The organism is Micromonospora haikouensis (assembly GCF_900091595.1).
Classification (GTDB): Bacteria; Actinomycetota; Actinomycetes; order Mycobacteriales; family Micromonosporaceae; genus Micromonospora; species Micromonospora haikouensis.
Genome location: NZ_FMCW01000002.1, coordinates 1 through 15,034, shown reverse-complemented (window position 1 = coordinate 15,034; position 15,034 = coordinate 1). Strand labels below are relative to the sequence as shown.

Annotated in this window: 11 protein-coding genes and 2 rRNA genes; 5 read left to right on the top strand and 8 right to left on the bottom strand. The window is 73.1% G+C overall.

All coding sequences use genetic code 11. The features are described 5' to 3' along the window. Positions 1-331: 331 nt before the first annotated feature. Both ileS and GA0070558_RS01725 read right to left on the bottom strand, forming a co-directional pair. Positions 332-3,505 (bottom strand): isoleucine--tRNA ligase, encoded by a 3,174-nt coding sequence (ileS, locus tag GA0070558_RS01730; RefSeq protein ID WP_091274839.1) that lies wholly within the window; start codon positions 3,503-3,505, stop codon positions 332-334. A gap of 361 nt (positions 3,506-3,866) precedes the next feature. Beyond that, positions 3,867-5,450, bottom strand: coding sequence for an alkaline phosphatase D family protein (locus GA0070558_RS01725; protein ID WP_091274836.1), 1,584 nt, complete (start codon positions 5,448-5,450; stop codon positions 3,867-3,869). Positions 5,451-5,667: 217 nt separating this feature from the next. Here GA0070558_RS01725 and GA0070558_RS01720 point away from each other — a divergent pair, with 217 nt between their 5' ends. From GA0070558_RS01720 to GA0070558_RS34030, 3 genes are read left to right on the top strand one after another with little or no spacing between them, the layout of a single operon-like run. After that, on the top strand, positions 5,668-6,108 hold the full coding sequence (locus GA0070558_RS01720; RefSeq protein WP_091274833.1) for a carboxymuconolactone decarboxylase family protein: 441 nt from the start codon (positions 5,668-5,670) through the stop codon (positions 6,106-6,108). Next, complete coding sequence (locus tag GA0070558_RS34035) at positions 6,057-6,800, top strand: sigma-70 family RNA polymerase sigma factor (protein ID WP_256091700.1); 744 nt, start codon at positions 6,057-6,059, stop codon at positions 6,798-6,800. Before GA0070558_RS01720 ends, GA0070558_RS34035 begins: the two co-directional genes overlap by 52 nt. Before the next feature lie 8 nt (positions 6,801-6,808). After that, complete coding sequence (locus GA0070558_RS34030) at positions 6,809-7,096, top strand: sigma-70 family RNA polymerase sigma factor family protein (RefSeq protein ID WP_256091699.1); 288 nt, start codon at positions 6,809-6,811, stop codon at positions 7,094-7,096. Positions 7,097-7,160: 64 nt separating this feature from the next. On the opposite strand, the gene ndk is transcribed toward GA0070558_RS34030, so the two are convergent. Beyond that, positions 7,161-7,586, bottom strand: coding sequence for a nucleoside-diphosphate kinase (ndk, locus tag GA0070558_RS01710; protein ID WP_043966706.1), 426 nt, complete (start codon positions 7,584-7,586; stop codon positions 7,161-7,163). Between the two features lie 143 nt (positions 7,587-7,729). On the opposite strand from ndk, the gene GA0070558_RS01705 reads away from it, so the two are divergent. Continuing rightward, a complete protein-coding gene (locus GA0070558_RS01705; RefSeq protein WP_091274830.1) occupies positions 7,730-9,112 on the top strand; it encodes a VOC family protein in 1,383 nt (460 codons plus the stop codon). A 70-nt stretch (positions 9,113-9,182) separates the two neighbouring features. Here GA0070558_RS01705 and GA0070558_RS01700 read toward each other — a convergent pair whose 3' ends face one another. The 3 genes from GA0070558_RS01700 to GA0070558_RS01690 form a co-directional block, all read right to left on the bottom strand. Then, positions 9,183-9,683, bottom strand: coding sequence for a DUF4233 domain-containing protein (locus GA0070558_RS01700; RefSeq protein ID WP_091274826.1), 501 nt, complete (start codon positions 9,681-9,683; stop codon positions 9,183-9,185). Further along, entirely contained in the window at positions 9,680-10,951 is a 1,272-nt protein-coding gene (locus GA0070558_RS01695; protein ID WP_256091736.1) for a bifunctional folylpolyglutamate synthase/dihydrofolate synthase, read from the bottom strand. The genes GA0070558_RS01700 and GA0070558_RS01695 overlap by 4 nt, the downstream gene beginning before the upstream one ends. Before the next feature lie 101 nt (positions 10,952-11,052). Beyond that, a complete protein-coding gene (locus tag GA0070558_RS01690; protein ID WP_091274820.1) occupies positions 11,053-13,671 on the bottom strand; it encodes a valine--tRNA ligase in 2,619 nt (872 codons plus the stop codon). A 69-nt stretch (positions 13,672-13,740) separates the two neighbouring features. Between GA0070558_RS01690 and GA0070558_RS01685 the strand changes: the two genes are divergently transcribed. Continuing rightward, a complete protein-coding gene (locus tag GA0070558_RS01685; protein ID WP_077938706.1) occupies positions 13,741-14,421 on the top strand; it encodes a hypothetical protein in 681 nt (226 codons plus the stop codon). 129 nt (positions 14,422-14,550) lie between these two features. Here the strand turns inward: GA0070558_RS01685 and rrf are convergent. Then, a 5S ribosomal RNA gene (gene rrf / locus GA0070558_RS01680) occupies positions 14,551-14,667 on the bottom strand. A 76-nt stretch (positions 14,668-14,743) separates the two neighbouring features. Beyond that, positions 14,744-15,034 (bottom strand): 23S ribosomal RNA (locus tag GA0070558_RS01675); the annotation flags it as partial.

Below are 15,034 nucleotides of genomic sequence, written 5' to 3'. Positions count from 1 at the left end.
CCGGGGTCGTGCTGGGACAGGCGGCCGTGCGGTGACGGCCGGTCGGGCCGGTAACCAGCGGTCGGGCCGATACCGGCGGTCGTACTGGCACGGGTGTTGTCACGTTAGCCGACGCTGTCGAGCCCGCCCGCACGGGTCGCCGCCGCGCCCGCTCCGTGGCCGCCCCGACCCTTCCTGGCCGCCGCGACCTTTCCTTGCCGCCGCGACCGCTCGATGGACGCCGCAGCCGATGGCCGGCACCGCCCCGGGCCGTCACACGACGCTGCCCGGGGCAGTTAGGAGGGGCCCCTTCCTATACAGAAAGCGTTAACAGGGGGCCCCTCCTTACACCTCAGGCGCGGCGCGCCACGACCGTCACGCGGTCGCCGTCGCCGACCTCGCCGGCGAAGCCGGGCCGGTCGGCCCGGTCGGCGAGGTCGGCGTCCTCCGCCACCACCTCGATCGAGTCGGCGAGCACCTCGCGGGCCACGAAGTCCCGGTACGCCGCCACCGCCGCCCGGACCTCCGCCGACGCCGACAGCGTCAGCGCGATCCGGTCCGACACGTCCAGGTCGGCGTCGCGGCGGGCCTGCTGCACCACCCGCACCACGTCGCGGGCCAGCCCCTCGGCGGCCAGCTCCGGGGTGACCTCCGTGTCGAGCACGACCACGCCCTCGCCGCCGGGCAGCGGCGCGGAGTGCTCGGCGTCGGCGGCGACCAGGCGCAGCTCGTACTCGCCCTCGGCGAGGGTGACCCCGGCGGCGACGGGGGCGCCGTCGACCAGCTCCCACTCGCCCGCCTTGACCGCCTTGATCACCTGCTGAACCTGCTTGCCGACGCGGGGCCCGAGCGCCCGGGGCACCACGGTCAGCACCTGCTGGCAGTAGCTGGTGACCTCCTCGGAGAACTCCACGACCTTCACGTTGACCTCGTCGGCGACCAGGTCGGCGAACGGGCGCAGCTGCGCCGCCACCGGCGAGGCCACGGTCAGCTTCGACAGCGGCAGCCGCACCCGCAGCCCCTTGGCCTTGCGCAGCGACAGCGCCGCCGAGCAGACGTCCCGGACGGCGTCCATCGCCGCGACGAGGTCGTGGTCGGCGGGGAACTCCTCGGCCGCCGGCCAGTCGGTCAGGTGCACCGACCGCTCGCCGGTGAGGCCGCGCCAGATCTCCTCGGCGGTCAGCGGCGCCAGCGGCGCCACCACCCGGCACAGCGTCTCCAGCACCGTCCAGAGCGTGTCGAACGCGTCGGCGTCGCCGGACCAGAACCGGTCGCGGGACCGGCGGACGTACCAGTTGGTCAGCGCGTCGAGGAACGACCGGACCGTCGCGCAGGCCCCCGAGATGTCGTACGCGTCGAGCTGCGCCTGCGCCGTGGCGACCAGCTCGTTGGTCTTCGCCAGCACGTACCGGTCGAGCAGGTGGGTGGAGTCCACCCGCCGCCGCGCGGTGTAGCCGTCGGCGTTGGCGTAGAGCGAGAAGAAGTACCACACGTTCCACAGCGGCAGCAGCACCTGCCGGACGGCGTCGCGGATCGACCCCTCGGTGACCGGCATGTCCCCGCCGCGCAGCACCGGCGACGACATCAGCATCCAGCGCATCGCGTCGGAGCCGTACGAGTCGAAGACGTGGTAGACGTCCGGGTAGTTGCGCAGGCTCTTGGACATCTTGCGCCCGTCGGAGCCGAGCAGGATGCCGTGGCTGAGGCAGTTGCGGAACGCCGGCCGGTCGAACAGCGCCGTGGCCAGCACGTGCATGGTGTAGAACCAGCCGCGGGTCTGCCCGATGTACTCGACGATGAAGTCGCCCGGGTAGTGGTGCTCGAACCAGTCGCGGTTCTCGTACGGGTAGTGCACCTGGGCGAACGGCATCGAGCCGGACTCGAACCAGCAGTCCAGCACCTCCGGCACCCGGCGCATCGTCGACTTGCCGGTCGGGTCGTCCGGGTTGGGGCGCACCAGGTCGTCGACCGCCGGCCGGTGCAGGTCGGTCAGGCGTACGCCGAAGTCCCGCTCGATGTCGTCGAGCGAGCCGTAGACGTCGAGGCGCGGGTAGTTCGGGTCGTCGGACTTCCACACCGGGATCGGCGAGCCCCAGAACCGGTTGCGGCTGATCGACCAGTCCCGGGCGTTGGCCAGCCACTTGCCGAACGAGCCGTCCTTGATGTGGCCCGGCGTCCAGTTGATCTGCTGGTTCAGCTCGACCATCCGATCCTTGAACTGCGTCACCGCCACGAACCACGACGACACCGCCTTGTAGACCAGCGGCGTGTCGCAGCGCCAGCAGTGCGGGTAGGAGTGGGTGTAGGTGTCCTGCCGCAGCACCACCCCCCGCTCCTTCAGCTCCCGGATCACCGGCTTGTTGACGTCGAAGACCTGCTCGCCCTGGTACGGCGGCACGAGCGCGGTGAACCGGGTGTGGTCGTCGACGGTGACGACGGTCGGGATGCCGGCGGCGTTGCAGACGTTCTGGTCGTCCTCGCCGAAGGCGGGGGCGAGGTGCACGATCCCGGTGCCGTCCTCGGTGGTGACGAACTCGGCCCCGAGCACCTGGTACGCGTTCTCGCCGGCCCGGGAGACCAGGAAGTCGTACAGCGGGGTGTAGCGGCGCCCGACCAGGTCGCGGCCGTACACGGTGCCGAGCTGCTCGTACCCCTCCAGCTCCTTCGCGTACGCGCCCAGCCGCGCCGCCCCGACCACGTAGCGGGAGCCGTCGCGCTCCAGCACCGCGTACTCGATGTCGGGGCCGACGGCGAGCGCCAGGTTCGACGGCAGCGTCCACGGCGTGGTGGTCCACACGCCCAGCCGGACCGGCCCGCGCAGCAGCTCGGGGGCGGCGTCGTCGGCGGTCAGCTCGAACCACACGGTCAGCGTGGGGTCGTGCCGGTCCTTGTAGACGTCGTCCATCCGGGTCTCGGTGTTCGACAGCGGGGTCTCGCACCGCCAGCAGTACGCGAGCACCCGGAAGCCCTCGTAGACCAGGCCCTTGTCGTGCAGGGTCTTGAAGGCCCACATGACGCTTTCCATGTAGTCCAGGTCGAGGGTCTTGTAGTCGTTGGCGAAGTCGACCCAGCGGGCCTGCCGGGTGACGTACCGCTCCCAGTCCTGGGTGAACTCCAGCACCGAGGTGCGGCACGCCTCGTTGAACCGGGCCACGCCGAGGTCGAGGATCTCCGCCTTGCTGGTGATGCCGAGCTGCTTCTCGGCGACGACCTCGGCGGGCAGGCCGTGGCAGTCCCAGCCGAAGCGCCGCTCGACGTGCCGGCCGCGCATCGTCTGGTAGCGGGGCACCGCGTCCTTGACGTACCCGGTGAAGAGGTGGCCGTAGTGCGGCAGGCCGTTGGCGAACGGCGGGCCGTCGTAGAAGACGTACTCGTTCTTGCCGTCGTCCCCCGCGGGGCGGGCCTCGACGGACGCCTCGAAGGTCTTGTCGGCCGCCCAGTGCTCCAGCACCCGGCGCTCGACCGCGGGCAGGTCGGGGCTCGCCGGGACGCCGGCGGCGGTCGGGTCGTGCAACGGATAGGCCATCGGGGGTCGCTCTCCTCGCGCAGCTCACGTGGTCGTGTGGTCTGCGAGGACGAACCCTTCCCGGTACGCCGTCACCGGCGCGCCGGGGCAGGCCCGCGGTACCACCCCGCTTGGCGGCCAGGATCGACCGCCCGCTCGTTGCCGGCTGTGACGGGCCGGACCCGTCCGGTTCTACTGGGCCGGGTTGCGCCGGCTGTTCTTCCGGAGGCTCACCGGTGATGGCCGGGTCGTCGCCTTACTGAGGGTCAAGGATACGCGATCGACGGCGGCGCCCGCCGCCGACTTAACTGCCCCGCCCGGCCCCGGGCGGTTACCGTCTCGCGCGCCACGGCAACCGCCCGCGGACCGGGTCGGGATCAGGTCAGCGGCGCGGGGCGGGCAGGGTGGTGGTCCAGAGCGACGCCCCGTCGCGGTCGCGCAGGTGCACCGTGAACGCGCCCGACTCCCCGTCGATGGCCACCTCGCCGAAGTGCTGGAAGCCCTCGGCCGGCGACGTGTTCGCCCGCGGCGGGGCGTTGACGAAGACCGCCTTCGGGCCGAACGTGCCGTCCAGGGCGTTCGGCCCGAACGCGCCCGCGTGCGCCGGCCCGGAGACGAACTCCCAGAACGGGGTGAAGTCCGCCACCGCCGCCCGCGCCGGGTCGTAGTGGTGCGCCGCCGTGTAGTGCACGTCGGCCGTGAGGAACACGATCCCGGTCACCCCGGCCCGGTGCGCCGAGCCCAGCACCTCGGCGAACTCCAGCTCCCGCCCGGCGGGCGCGCCGGGGTCGCCCTGCGCCACGCCCTCCTGCGCCGACCCGTCCGGCACCACCAGGCCGATCGGCAGGTCGTTGGCGATCACCTTCCACGTCGCCCGGGACCGCTTCAGCTCCCGGATCAGCCAGGCCCGCTGCTCCCGGCCGAGCAGGCCGCGCTGCGGGTCGGCGTACGTGTTGCCGTCGTTGGGGTCCTTGTAGGTGCGCATGTCCAGCACGAACACGTCCAGCAGCGGCCCGTACGACAGCTTCCGGTACAGCGGCCCGCCCGCCGGCACCGGCAGCCACTCGCCGAACGCCTGCCGGGCCCGCGCGGCGAGCACGTCCACCCGCTGCTCGGTGTACCGGGCGTCGGCCAGGACCTCGCCGGGATACCAGTTGTTGGTCACCTCGTGGTCGTCCCACTGGTTGACCTGCGGCACGTCGGCGACGAACGCCCGCAGGTGCTCGTCGAGCAGGTTGTACGCGAACTGCCCCCGGTACTCGGCGAGGGTCTCGGCGACCTTGCTCTTCTCCGGGGTGACCAGGTTGCGCCAGATCCGGCCGTCGGGCAGCGTCACCGTCTCGGCGAGCGGCCCGTCGGCGTACACGGTGTCGCCGCTGCACAGGAAGAAGTCGGGGCGGACGGACCGCATCGCCTGGAAGATCCGCATCCCGCCGAAGTCGGGGGCGATGCCCCACCCCTGCCCGGCGATGTCGCCGGTCCAGACGAACCGCACGCCCCGCCGGCCGTGCACGCCGGGCGCGGTGGCGAACGAGCCGACCAGCGGCTCGCTGCGCACCCCGTGCCGGTCCAGGCTCTCCACCGACACCCGGTAGTGCAGCCGCTCGCCGCACGGCAGGCCGCGCACCCGCACCCGGCCGGTGTGGTCGGCGGACGGGTCGAGCACCGGGCCGCGCAGCAGCCGCGCGCCGCGCAGGTCGGGCCGGCGGCTCACCTCCACCCACATCCGGCCCGGCCGGTCGGCGCGGGTCCACACCAGCGCCGAGTCGGCCGTAACGTCGCCGCTCTGCACGCCGTGGGTGAGCACGGGCCGGCCGGAGGGCCGCCAGGCGGGCGCGCCGGCCGGCGGGGTCGCCCCGGCACCGGTGGCCCGGGCGCCGGCCGCGCCGAACAGGGCGCCGCCGGCCAGGCCCGCCCCGGTCGCGAGGCCGGCGCGCAGCAGGGTACGTCGGTCGAGAGAAGTCATCTGTCCCCTCCACGGGAAGTTGGTCACCAGTGGTGTACCGGGGGCAGGTGTGCTGTCGCGGCGGGCCGGATGACCGGCGGGGGAAGGCCGACTGACCAGTCGGGGGCGCCGGGCCCCCGCGCGCCGCCGGGATGACGCGCGTCACACCGCGAGCCGTCACATCCGGACCCTCGCCGACCGTCGTGACGGGTGAATGCTCACGACGAGGGGAGGCACGATGAGCCGGATCGACCTGACGGCGGTGGCGCCGGAGGCCTACCGGGCGGTGTCCGGGCTGGAGCGCTACGCCCGGGACAACGTCGACCACACGGTGCTGGAGCTGGTGAAGCTCCGGGCGTCCATGCTGAACGGCTGCGCGTTCTGCGTGGACATGCACAGCCGGGAGGCGCTCGCGGCGGGCGAGTCCAGCCGGCGGCTGTTCGCCGTGGCCGCCTGGCGGGAGGCGCCCTTCTTCGACGAGCGGGAACGCACCGCGCTCGCGCTCACCGACGCGCTCACCCGCCTCGGCGAGCACGGGGTGCCCGACGACGTGTGGGACGCCGCCGCGAAGGTGTGGTCGGAGAAGGAGCTGGCGGACCTGACGGTCGCGATCGCCACCATCAACGTGTGGAACCGGATCGTGGCGGCCACCCGACGCCGCCCCTCGACGCACGAGTGACGGCACCGGGGGCGCGGCTGGCCGGGAGCGGGTGCGGGCCCGGCCGCGCGCCGCTTCCGCCGGCGGAGCCGGGCCGGGCGACGGCAGCCGACGCGACGGGGGCGGCCGGCGCGCTCGACGCGCACCGGCCGATGCTGCTCGGGCTGGCGTACCGGCTGCTCGGCAGCCTGCACGACGCCGAGGACGTGCTCCAGGACGCCTACCTGCGGTGGCTCGGCGCCGACCGGGCGGCCGTGGCCGAGCCGCGCCGCTACCTGTCCCGGGTGGTCACCCGGCTGGCGATCGACCGGCTCCGCGCGCGGCAGGCGGCCCGGGAGACGTACGTCGGTCCGTGGCTGCCCGAGCCGGTGGCCACCGCGCCCTCGCCCTTCGGGCCGCCGGTCGAACCGCCCTTCGGGCCACCCGAGCACGCGGAGCTGCGCGACTCGCTCTCGCTGGCGCTGCTGCACCTGCTGGAGCGGCTGACCGCGCCGGAGCGCGCCGTCTACGTGCTGCGCACCGCGTTCGCGCTGCCGTTCGCGGAGATCGCCGAGATCCTCGGCCGGTCGACGGCGGACTGCCGGCAGCTGCACGCCGGGCGACGGACCGGGTCGCCGCGGACCGCCGCCGCTTCACCGCGGGCCCGGGCGAGCAGCGGCGGCTGCTCGACGCGTTCCTCGCCGCCGCCCGCGACGGTGACCTGGCCCGGCTGACCGCCCTGGTGGCCGACGACGTCACGGCGTGGAGCGACGGCGGCGGGCGGGTCCGGTCGGCCCGCAACCCGGTGCGCGGGGCGGACCGGGTCGCCCGCTTCTTCGCCGGCGTCCACGGGCCCCGCAGGCGGCAGCCGCCCCACCTCGCCCCGACCGAGCTCAACGGCCAGCCGGGGGTCGTCATCCACTGGCCCGACGGCCGGCGGTACGCGCTGGCCGTGGCCGCCGCCGACGGCCGCATCACCGGCCTCTACCTGGTCGGCAACCCGGACAAGCTCGCCGGGCTGGCGGCGTGAGGCGACCGGCGGGCGGCGGGGCCGCCCGCCGGTCGGATACCCGTCAGTCCGGCTCGGGAACCCGTCAGTCCAGCTCGGGGAACCAGAGCGCGATCTCGCGCTTGGCGCTGTCGGTCGAGTCGGAGGCGTGCACCAGGTTCTCCCGGTTGGACAGGGAGAAGTCGCCGCGGATGGTGCCGGCGGCGGCCCGGCGACCGTCGGTGCTGCCGATCATGCCGCGCACGACCTCGATGACCTGGTCGCCGGCGAGCACGAGCGCCACCAGCGGGCCGCCGGTCATGAAGCCCTTCAGCGGCGGGTAGAACGGCTTGTCGACGTGCTCGGCGTAGTGCTGGTCGGCGAAGTCGCCGTCCATCGTCCGGGACACCATGGCGTCGATCCGCAGGCCCTTGCGCTCGAAGCGGGAGAGGATCTCGCCGACCAGGCCACGGCGGACCGCGTCGGGCTTGATCAGGACGAGGGTGCGCTCGTCCGGGCTGCTGCTGGACACGCTGGGTTCCTCCTGTGCGCGGAAGGCGGCTCGGCTGGGTACGGTCAGCCTAGCGACCCGGTCCCGGCGCCGGCGCGGCGGCTGCTCTTTCCCTGGGTCGCCGATCCGGCCTAGCCTGGCCCTTGACTCCAGGGAGGTCCACTGTGGCTAACGGGAACCGACCCATCGCGCCGGTACGCAAGCTCATCGCCGCGGTGCTCGGCACCGTGGCGACCTTCGTGGTCCTGTTCGGGCTGGGCATGACCAGCTGGGCGATCGTGGCGCTCGGCGTGGCGCTGGTGGTGCTGGCGATCGCGCTGGCCACCGTGCGCGGCGGCGGGCGCACCTGGGTCGTCGGCGTCGGGCACGTGCACAGCGCCTCCGAGCCCCCCACCACGTACGCGTTCGGCCGCTGCGAGCTGCAACTGGTCATCGACGCGCCGGGCATGCCGCCCCGGTCGAAGAAGATCATCGAGCCGAGGGTGCCGGTGGCGAAGTGGCCGTCGGTCGGCCAGTCCCTGCCCATCCGGGTGGCCCTGGACGACCAGCGCCACGTCCGGGTCCTCTGGGACGACGTGCCCACCCACGCGGAGACCGCCGCCGCGGCGGCCGCCGACCTACCGCCCGAGTTCGGCGGCCCCGACCCGGTCGACGAGGTGCTCATCGGGCAGGAGGCGCCGCCGTGGGCCGACCGGGGCCCTGACGACGACTACCACGACGACCCGCGCGACCCGTCGGCACCCGACCCGCTGCGCGACGACCTCCACCCGCTGCACGACGACCTCGGCCCGCTGCCGGAGGACCGGGAGCCCGTCGTGATGCACCACCGCCCCGGCGGACCGGTCGTGCTGGAGGGGACGCTGGTGGAGCCGAGCGCCGGCCAGTTGCCCCGCCGGGCGACCCCGGCCCCCCGGTCCCCGGCCGAGGAGCGCTTCGCGGCGACCGAGGAACGGTTCGACCCGGCCGACGAGCGGTTCGAACCGACGGTGCCGGTGGAGACCATCGACGCGGGCCCCGCGCCCGCCGACCCGATCGACGCGCGCCCCTCCCTCGACCCGATCGACGTGCCGCTGGACGCCCCGGGCACCCGGCCGGCGCCCCTGGACCAGGCCGAGCTGGACGAGGCGATCTTCGGCTACGACCCGGAGGCCGAGCCGGCCGACGCCGCCGCCCCGATCAGCGGCGTCGGCATCACCCTGCTGGTCACCGACCTGGGCCGCTCGCTGGAGTTCTACCGGGACACGCTCGGCTTCACCGAGGTCGACCGGGGCTCCGGCAACGCCGTGCTCGCCTCCGGGGCGACCCGGCTGGTGCTGCGCGAGGTCGCCGGTGCCGCCCCCATGAGCCGCCGCCTCGTCCACGTCAACCTGGAGGTCGACGACATCCAGGGCGCGTACGAGCGGATGCGCGACTCCGGCGTCCGCTTCACCTATGCCCCCCGGGTGGTCAACCGGGGCACCAAGCTGGAGGTGTGGGCGGCGGCGTTCCGCGATCCGGACGGCCACGGCGTGGCCCTCACCCAGTGGCGCACCCGCGCCGACGCCTGAGGCGCAAGGAAGGGCCCCCTGTTAACGCATTCGGCAGAGCAGGGGGCCCTTCTTAACACCCACCGGCGGCTCAGCGGCCGAGGATCACCCGGCGCACGTGCAGGGCGTAGCCCCAGACCAACGCGAAGATGATGCCGAGCGCCAGCAGCGACCAGTGCAGCAGCCCGGCGAGCAGCAGCGCCCCCTGGAGCACGGTGCCGGCGTGCCACGCCCACGGGCGGCGCATCATGCCGGCGAGCGCCACCGCCGCCACGGCCAACAACACGATCACCGCGACGGCCGCGCCGCTGCGCTCGCCGCCAACCACCCGGATCGGCTGGATGGCGAGCAGCAGCACCAGCGCCTCCAGGCCCAGCGTCCCCGCCCCGAGGCCACGCACGGCCCCCGCGGGGTTACGCAGCCCGGACCGCCGCTGCCCCGCCGTCTCGCCGCCCGAGCCCCCGTCGCCGCCCGCACCCGCCGTGTCGTCGCCCGAGCCCAGCCCGTCGCCGCCCGAGCCCGCCCCGTCGTTCGCGTCCGCGCCGGACCGGCCGGGCCCGGCCGGCGACGAGGGGTCCCTGGGGGACGTCATCGCTTGAGCAGCCGGCGGGCGTCGGCCACGGTCACCACCGAGCCGGTGATCAGCACGCCGACCCCGGCCAGTTCGCCGGGCACGTCGGACTCGGCCTCGGCCACCGCCGCCTCGATCGCGTCGGGCATCTCCTCGGCCACCTCCACCCGGTCCGCCCCGAAGACCTCCCGGGCCAGCTCGGCCAGCTCCTGCTCCGGCATCGCGCGGGGCGAGGAGTTGCGGGTGACCACCAGGTGGTCGAGCACCGGCTCCAGCAACTCCAGCAGGCCCGCCGCGTCCTTGTCGCCGAGGACGGCGAGCACGCCGACGAGCTTGCTGAACGCGAACTCCTCCTGCAGCGCGGTGACCGTGGCGGCCATCCCGTGCGGGTTGTGCGCGCCGTCGAGCAGGATCGTCGGGGCGGTGCGCACCTTCTCCAGCCGGCCGGGCGAGCTGACGGCGGCAAAACCCTCCCGGACGGCCTCGACGTCGAGCTGCCGCTTCGCCCCCGCCCCGAGGAACGCCTCCACGGCGGCGAGCGCCACCGCCGCGTTCTGCGCCTGGTGCGCGCCGTGCAGCGGGACGAACATCTCCTCGTACACCCCGCCGAGTCCCTGGATGTCCAGGACCTGGCCGCCGACGGCGACCGACCGGCGCAGCACGCCGAACTCGGACCCCTCGCGGGCGACGGTCGCGCCGACCTCGGCGCAGCGCTCCAGGATCGGCCGGGCGGCCTCCTCCTCCTGCGCCGCGCAGACGACCGTGGCCCCCTTGTGGATGATCCCGGCCTTGTGCAGGGCGATGTCCTGGAGCGTGTCGCCCAGCCACTCGGTGTGGTCGAGCCCGATCGGGGTGAGCACCGCCACCCCGGCCTGGATCACGTTGGTGGCGTCCTCCGCGCCGCCGAGCCCCACCTCGACCACTGCGACGTCCACCGGGGCGTCGGCGAACGTCGCGAACGCCAGGGCCGTCGTCATGTCGAAGTACGTCAGCGGCTCGGCGGAGCGCTGGTCGACCAGCTCGGCCAGGGGGGCGATCTCGCGGTACGTGGCCACGAACCGGTCCTCGCCGACCGGCTCCCCGTCGAGGCTGATCCGCTCGCGGACGCTCTCCAGGTGCGGGCTGGTGTAGCGGCCGGTGTGCAGCCCGAACGCCCGCAGCAGCGAGTCGATCATCCGGGCGGTCGAGGTCTTGCCGTTGGTCCCGGTGAGGTGGATCGACGGGTACGCCCGCTGCGGGCTGCCGAGCAGGTCGAGCAGCGTCTCGATGCGGTCCAGCTCGAAGTGCATGCGGGTGAAGCCGCGCCCGTTGAGCGCGGCCTCCACCTCGGCGAACTCGGTACGGCCACCGTCGCCCCCACGGGCGCGGTCGGTGCGGTCGGTGCGGTCGGTCACGAGGGCAGCGCCTCCAGAGCGGCGTCGATGCGGACCAGGTCGGCCTCGGCGGTGGCCAGCCGCTCGCGGATCTTGGCGACGACCGGCTCCGGGGCCTTCCCCACGAACGCCGGGTTGTCGAGCTTCGCCCGGGCCTGGGCGACCTCCTTCTCGGCCGCCGCCCGGTCCTTGGTGAGCCGGGCCCGCTCGGCGGCCACGTCGATCGACCCGCGGGTGTCCAGCGCGACGCTCACCTCGCCGGGCATGGCGAGCGTGGCGCTGGCCTGGAAGTCGTCGGCGGGCGGGTCGAGCCGGACCAGCGACCGGATCAGCCGCTCGTGGCCCGCGATGCCCGCGCCGGCCAGGCCGTCGAGCCGCGCGACCACCCGCTGGGTGGGCCGCAGGCCCTGGTCGGACCGGAAGCGCCGGATCTCGGTCACCACCCGCTGGACGGTGCCGACTTCGTCCTCCGCGGCGTCGTCGATTCCGGTACGGTCGGCAGCCGGCCAGGCGGCCGTCATGACCGTCTCCCCGCCGGTGAGGGCGATCCACAGCTCGTCGGTGACGAACGGGATCACCGGGTGCAGCAGCCGCAGCAGCTGGTCGAGCACGTGCCCGAGCACCCGGCGGGTGGCGTCGGCCCCCGGCCCGCCCTCGGCGAGCACCGGCTTGCTCAACTCCACGTACCAGTCGCAGACGTCGTCCCACGCGAAGTGGTAGAGCAGGTCACAGACCTTCGCGAACTCGTACGCCTCGAACTGCTCGTCCACCTCGGCGGTGACGTGCGCCAGCCGGGACAGGATCCACCGGTCGACGGTGGAGAGCTCCCCGGCCGCCGGCAGCGGCCCGTCGACGTGCGCGCCGTTCATCAGCGCGAAGCGGGTGGCGTTCCACAGCTTGTTGCAGAAGTTGCGGGAGCCCTGGCACCAGTCCTCGCTGACCGGGACGTCCTGGCCGGGGTTGGCGCCCCGGGCGAGGGTGAACCGGGTCGCGTCGGCGCCGAACCGGTCGATCCAGTCCAGCGGATCGACCACGTTGCCGAACGACTTCGACATCTTCTTGCCGTGCTCGTCGCGCACCATGCCGTGCAGGGCGACGACGTCGAACGGCTGCCGGCCGTCCATCGCGTAGAGGCCGAACATCATCATCCGGGCGACCCAGAAGAACAGGATGTCGTAGCCGGTGACCAGGACGCTGGTCGGATAGAACTTCGCCAGGTCCGGCGTCTGCTCGGGCCAGCCGAGCGTGGAGAACGGCCACAGCCCGCTGGAGAACCAGGTGTCCAGGACGTCCTCGTCCTGGCGCCAGCCCGCGCCGGTCGGCGGCTCCTCGTCGGGGCCGACGCAGACGATCTCGCCGTCCGGGCCGTACCAGACGGGGATGCGGTGGCCCCACCACAGCTGGCGGGAGATGCACCAGTCGTGCATGTTGTCGACCCACGCGAAGTAGCGCTTGGCCAGCTCGGCCGGCTCGATCTTCACCCGGCCGTCGCGCACCGCGTCACCGGCCGCCTTCGCCAGCGGGCCGGTGTTGACGAACCACTGCAGCGACAGCCGCGGCTCGACCGTGGTCTTGCACCGGGAACAGTGACCGACGGCGTGCACGTACGGCCGCTTCTCGGCCACGATCAGGCCCTGCTCGCGCAGCGCGGCCACGATCGCCGGCCGGGCCTCGTAGCGGTCCAAGCCCTGGAACGGGCCGTGGGCGGTGATCACCCCGCGCTCGTCCATGATCGCCAGGGCCGGCAGGCCGTGCCGCTGGCCGATCTCGAAGTCGTTCGGGTCGTGCGCCGGGGTCACCTTCACCATGCCCGTGCCGAAGGCCGGGTCGACGTGCTCGTCGGCCACGATCGGGATCCGCCGGCCGGTCAGCGGCACCTCGACCTCGGTGCCGATCAGGTGCTGGTACCGCTCGTCGTCGGGGTGCACCGCCACGGCGGTGTCACCGAGCATCGTCTCGGCCCGGGTGGTGGCGACCACCACGTCGGCCGAGTATCGGATCGAGACCAGCTCGCCGTCGTCGTCGGTGTGCTCGACCTCGATGTCGGACAGGGCCGTCAGGCAGCGCGGGCACCAGTTGATGATCCGGTTGGCGCGGTAGATCAGCTCGTCGTCGAAGAGCTTCTTGAACATGGTCTGCACGGCCCGGGAGAGGCCGGCGTCCATGGTGAAACGCTCCCGGTCCCAGTCGACGGCGTCGCCGAGGCGACGCATCTGGCCCAGGATCGCGCCGCCGGACTCGGCCTTCCACTGCCACACCCGCTCGACGAACTTCTCGCGGCCCAGGTCGTGGCGGGACAGGCCCTCCCCCGCCAGCTGCCGCTCCACCAGGTTCTGGGTGGCGATGCCGGCGTGGTCCATGCCCGGCAGCCACAGCGCCTCGTAGCCCTGCATCCGCTTGCGCCGGGTCAGCGCGTCCATCAGCGTGTGCTCGAACGCGTGGCCCATGTGCAGCGAGCCGGTGACGTTCGGCGGGGGGATGACCACGGTGAACGGGGGCTTGTCGCTCTGGGCCGACGCCCGGAACCGGCCGCCGGCTACCCACTGCTCGTACCGTCGCTGCTCTACCTCGCCCGGCTGGTACTGGGCGGACAGGGTCGGGGCGTCGGGGCGTCGGGCATCCAGTCTCTCGGTCACCCTCAAAGTCTACGGAGCGCTTCCGAGGACCTGACGTGCGCCACCTGTTGTTCGCGTACGGTGTCGGCTATGTCCGACGCGCATCTCACGCAGCGTTCGCTCGCCGACGAGCCCGAGCCGATCGACCTCACCGAGGAACCGATCCGGCTCGGCAACCAGGACCCGGAGGACGGCCCCGGCCGCGCGCCCCGATCCCGGCGCCGGCGCATCGTCCTCGCGGTGGTGTTGGCGGCCGGCCTCGCGGGGGTGGGCGCGCTCGGCATCGCCGGCTGGCGGGTGGCGCAGCAGAAGGACACCGAGTTGTCGAGCCCCGACACCGTCGCCGGCCTGCGACGGGACGACAGCGAACGCGCCCGCAGCACCGCCGAGTACCTGCGCGACGGGTTGTCCGCCGACATCGACCTGGACCGCAGCTTCGGCACCGTCTACCGGGACCCGGCGGACGACAAGCGGTCGGTGCTCATCTTCGGCGGTACGACCCTGCTCTGGCAGCCGGAACGCGACCTGGACACCCTGTTCCGCCTCATGACGGACGAGACCGGGAAGGTCACCGGCCTGCGGGAGGTCTCCCCCGGCCGGTTCGGCGGGGTGATGAAGTGCGGCACGACCAGCGGTGAGGGCGGTGACTTCGCGATCTGCGGCTGGGCCGACCACGGCAGCGTCGCGATGGCGATGTTCCCGGGCCGGCCCGTGGACTCCGCCGGTGACCTGCTGCGCCAGATCCGCGAGGGGATCCAGACGCGCTCCTGATCCCGCCCGGGGATCCGCAATCCGCTGGCGGCTCCCCGGGCCGGTTCCGGCAAGCGGGTTCGTCGCCGCATCTGGTCCCGGACGCGTTTCAGGGCCACCCCAACCGGGGTGGCCCTGAAACGAAAGAATGTCCGGCGGTGTCCTACTCTCCCACACCCTCCCGAGTGCAGTACCATCGGCGCTGGAGGGCTTAGCTTCCGGGTTCGGAATGTAACCGGGCGTTTCCCCTCCGCCATGACCGCCGTAACTCTATGAACATATCAAACAACCAACCAAGGCCGTCTGTTTGTTCAGAGTTGCACAGTGGACGCGTAGCAGCTTCGTAGTCAAGTCCTCGGCCTATTAGTACCGGTCAACTCAACCCGTTACCGAGCTTACATCTCCGGCCTATCAACCCAGTCGTCTAGCTGGGGGCCTTACCCCCACAAAGTGGGGTGGGATACCTCATCTTGAAGCAGGCTTCCCGCTTAGATGCTTTCAGCGGTTATCCCTTCCGAACGTAGCCAACCAGCCGTGCCCCTGGCGGGACAACTGGCACACCAGAGGTTCGTCCGTCCCGGTCCTCTCGTACTAGGGACAGCCCTTCTCAAGTATCCTACGCGCACGGCGGATA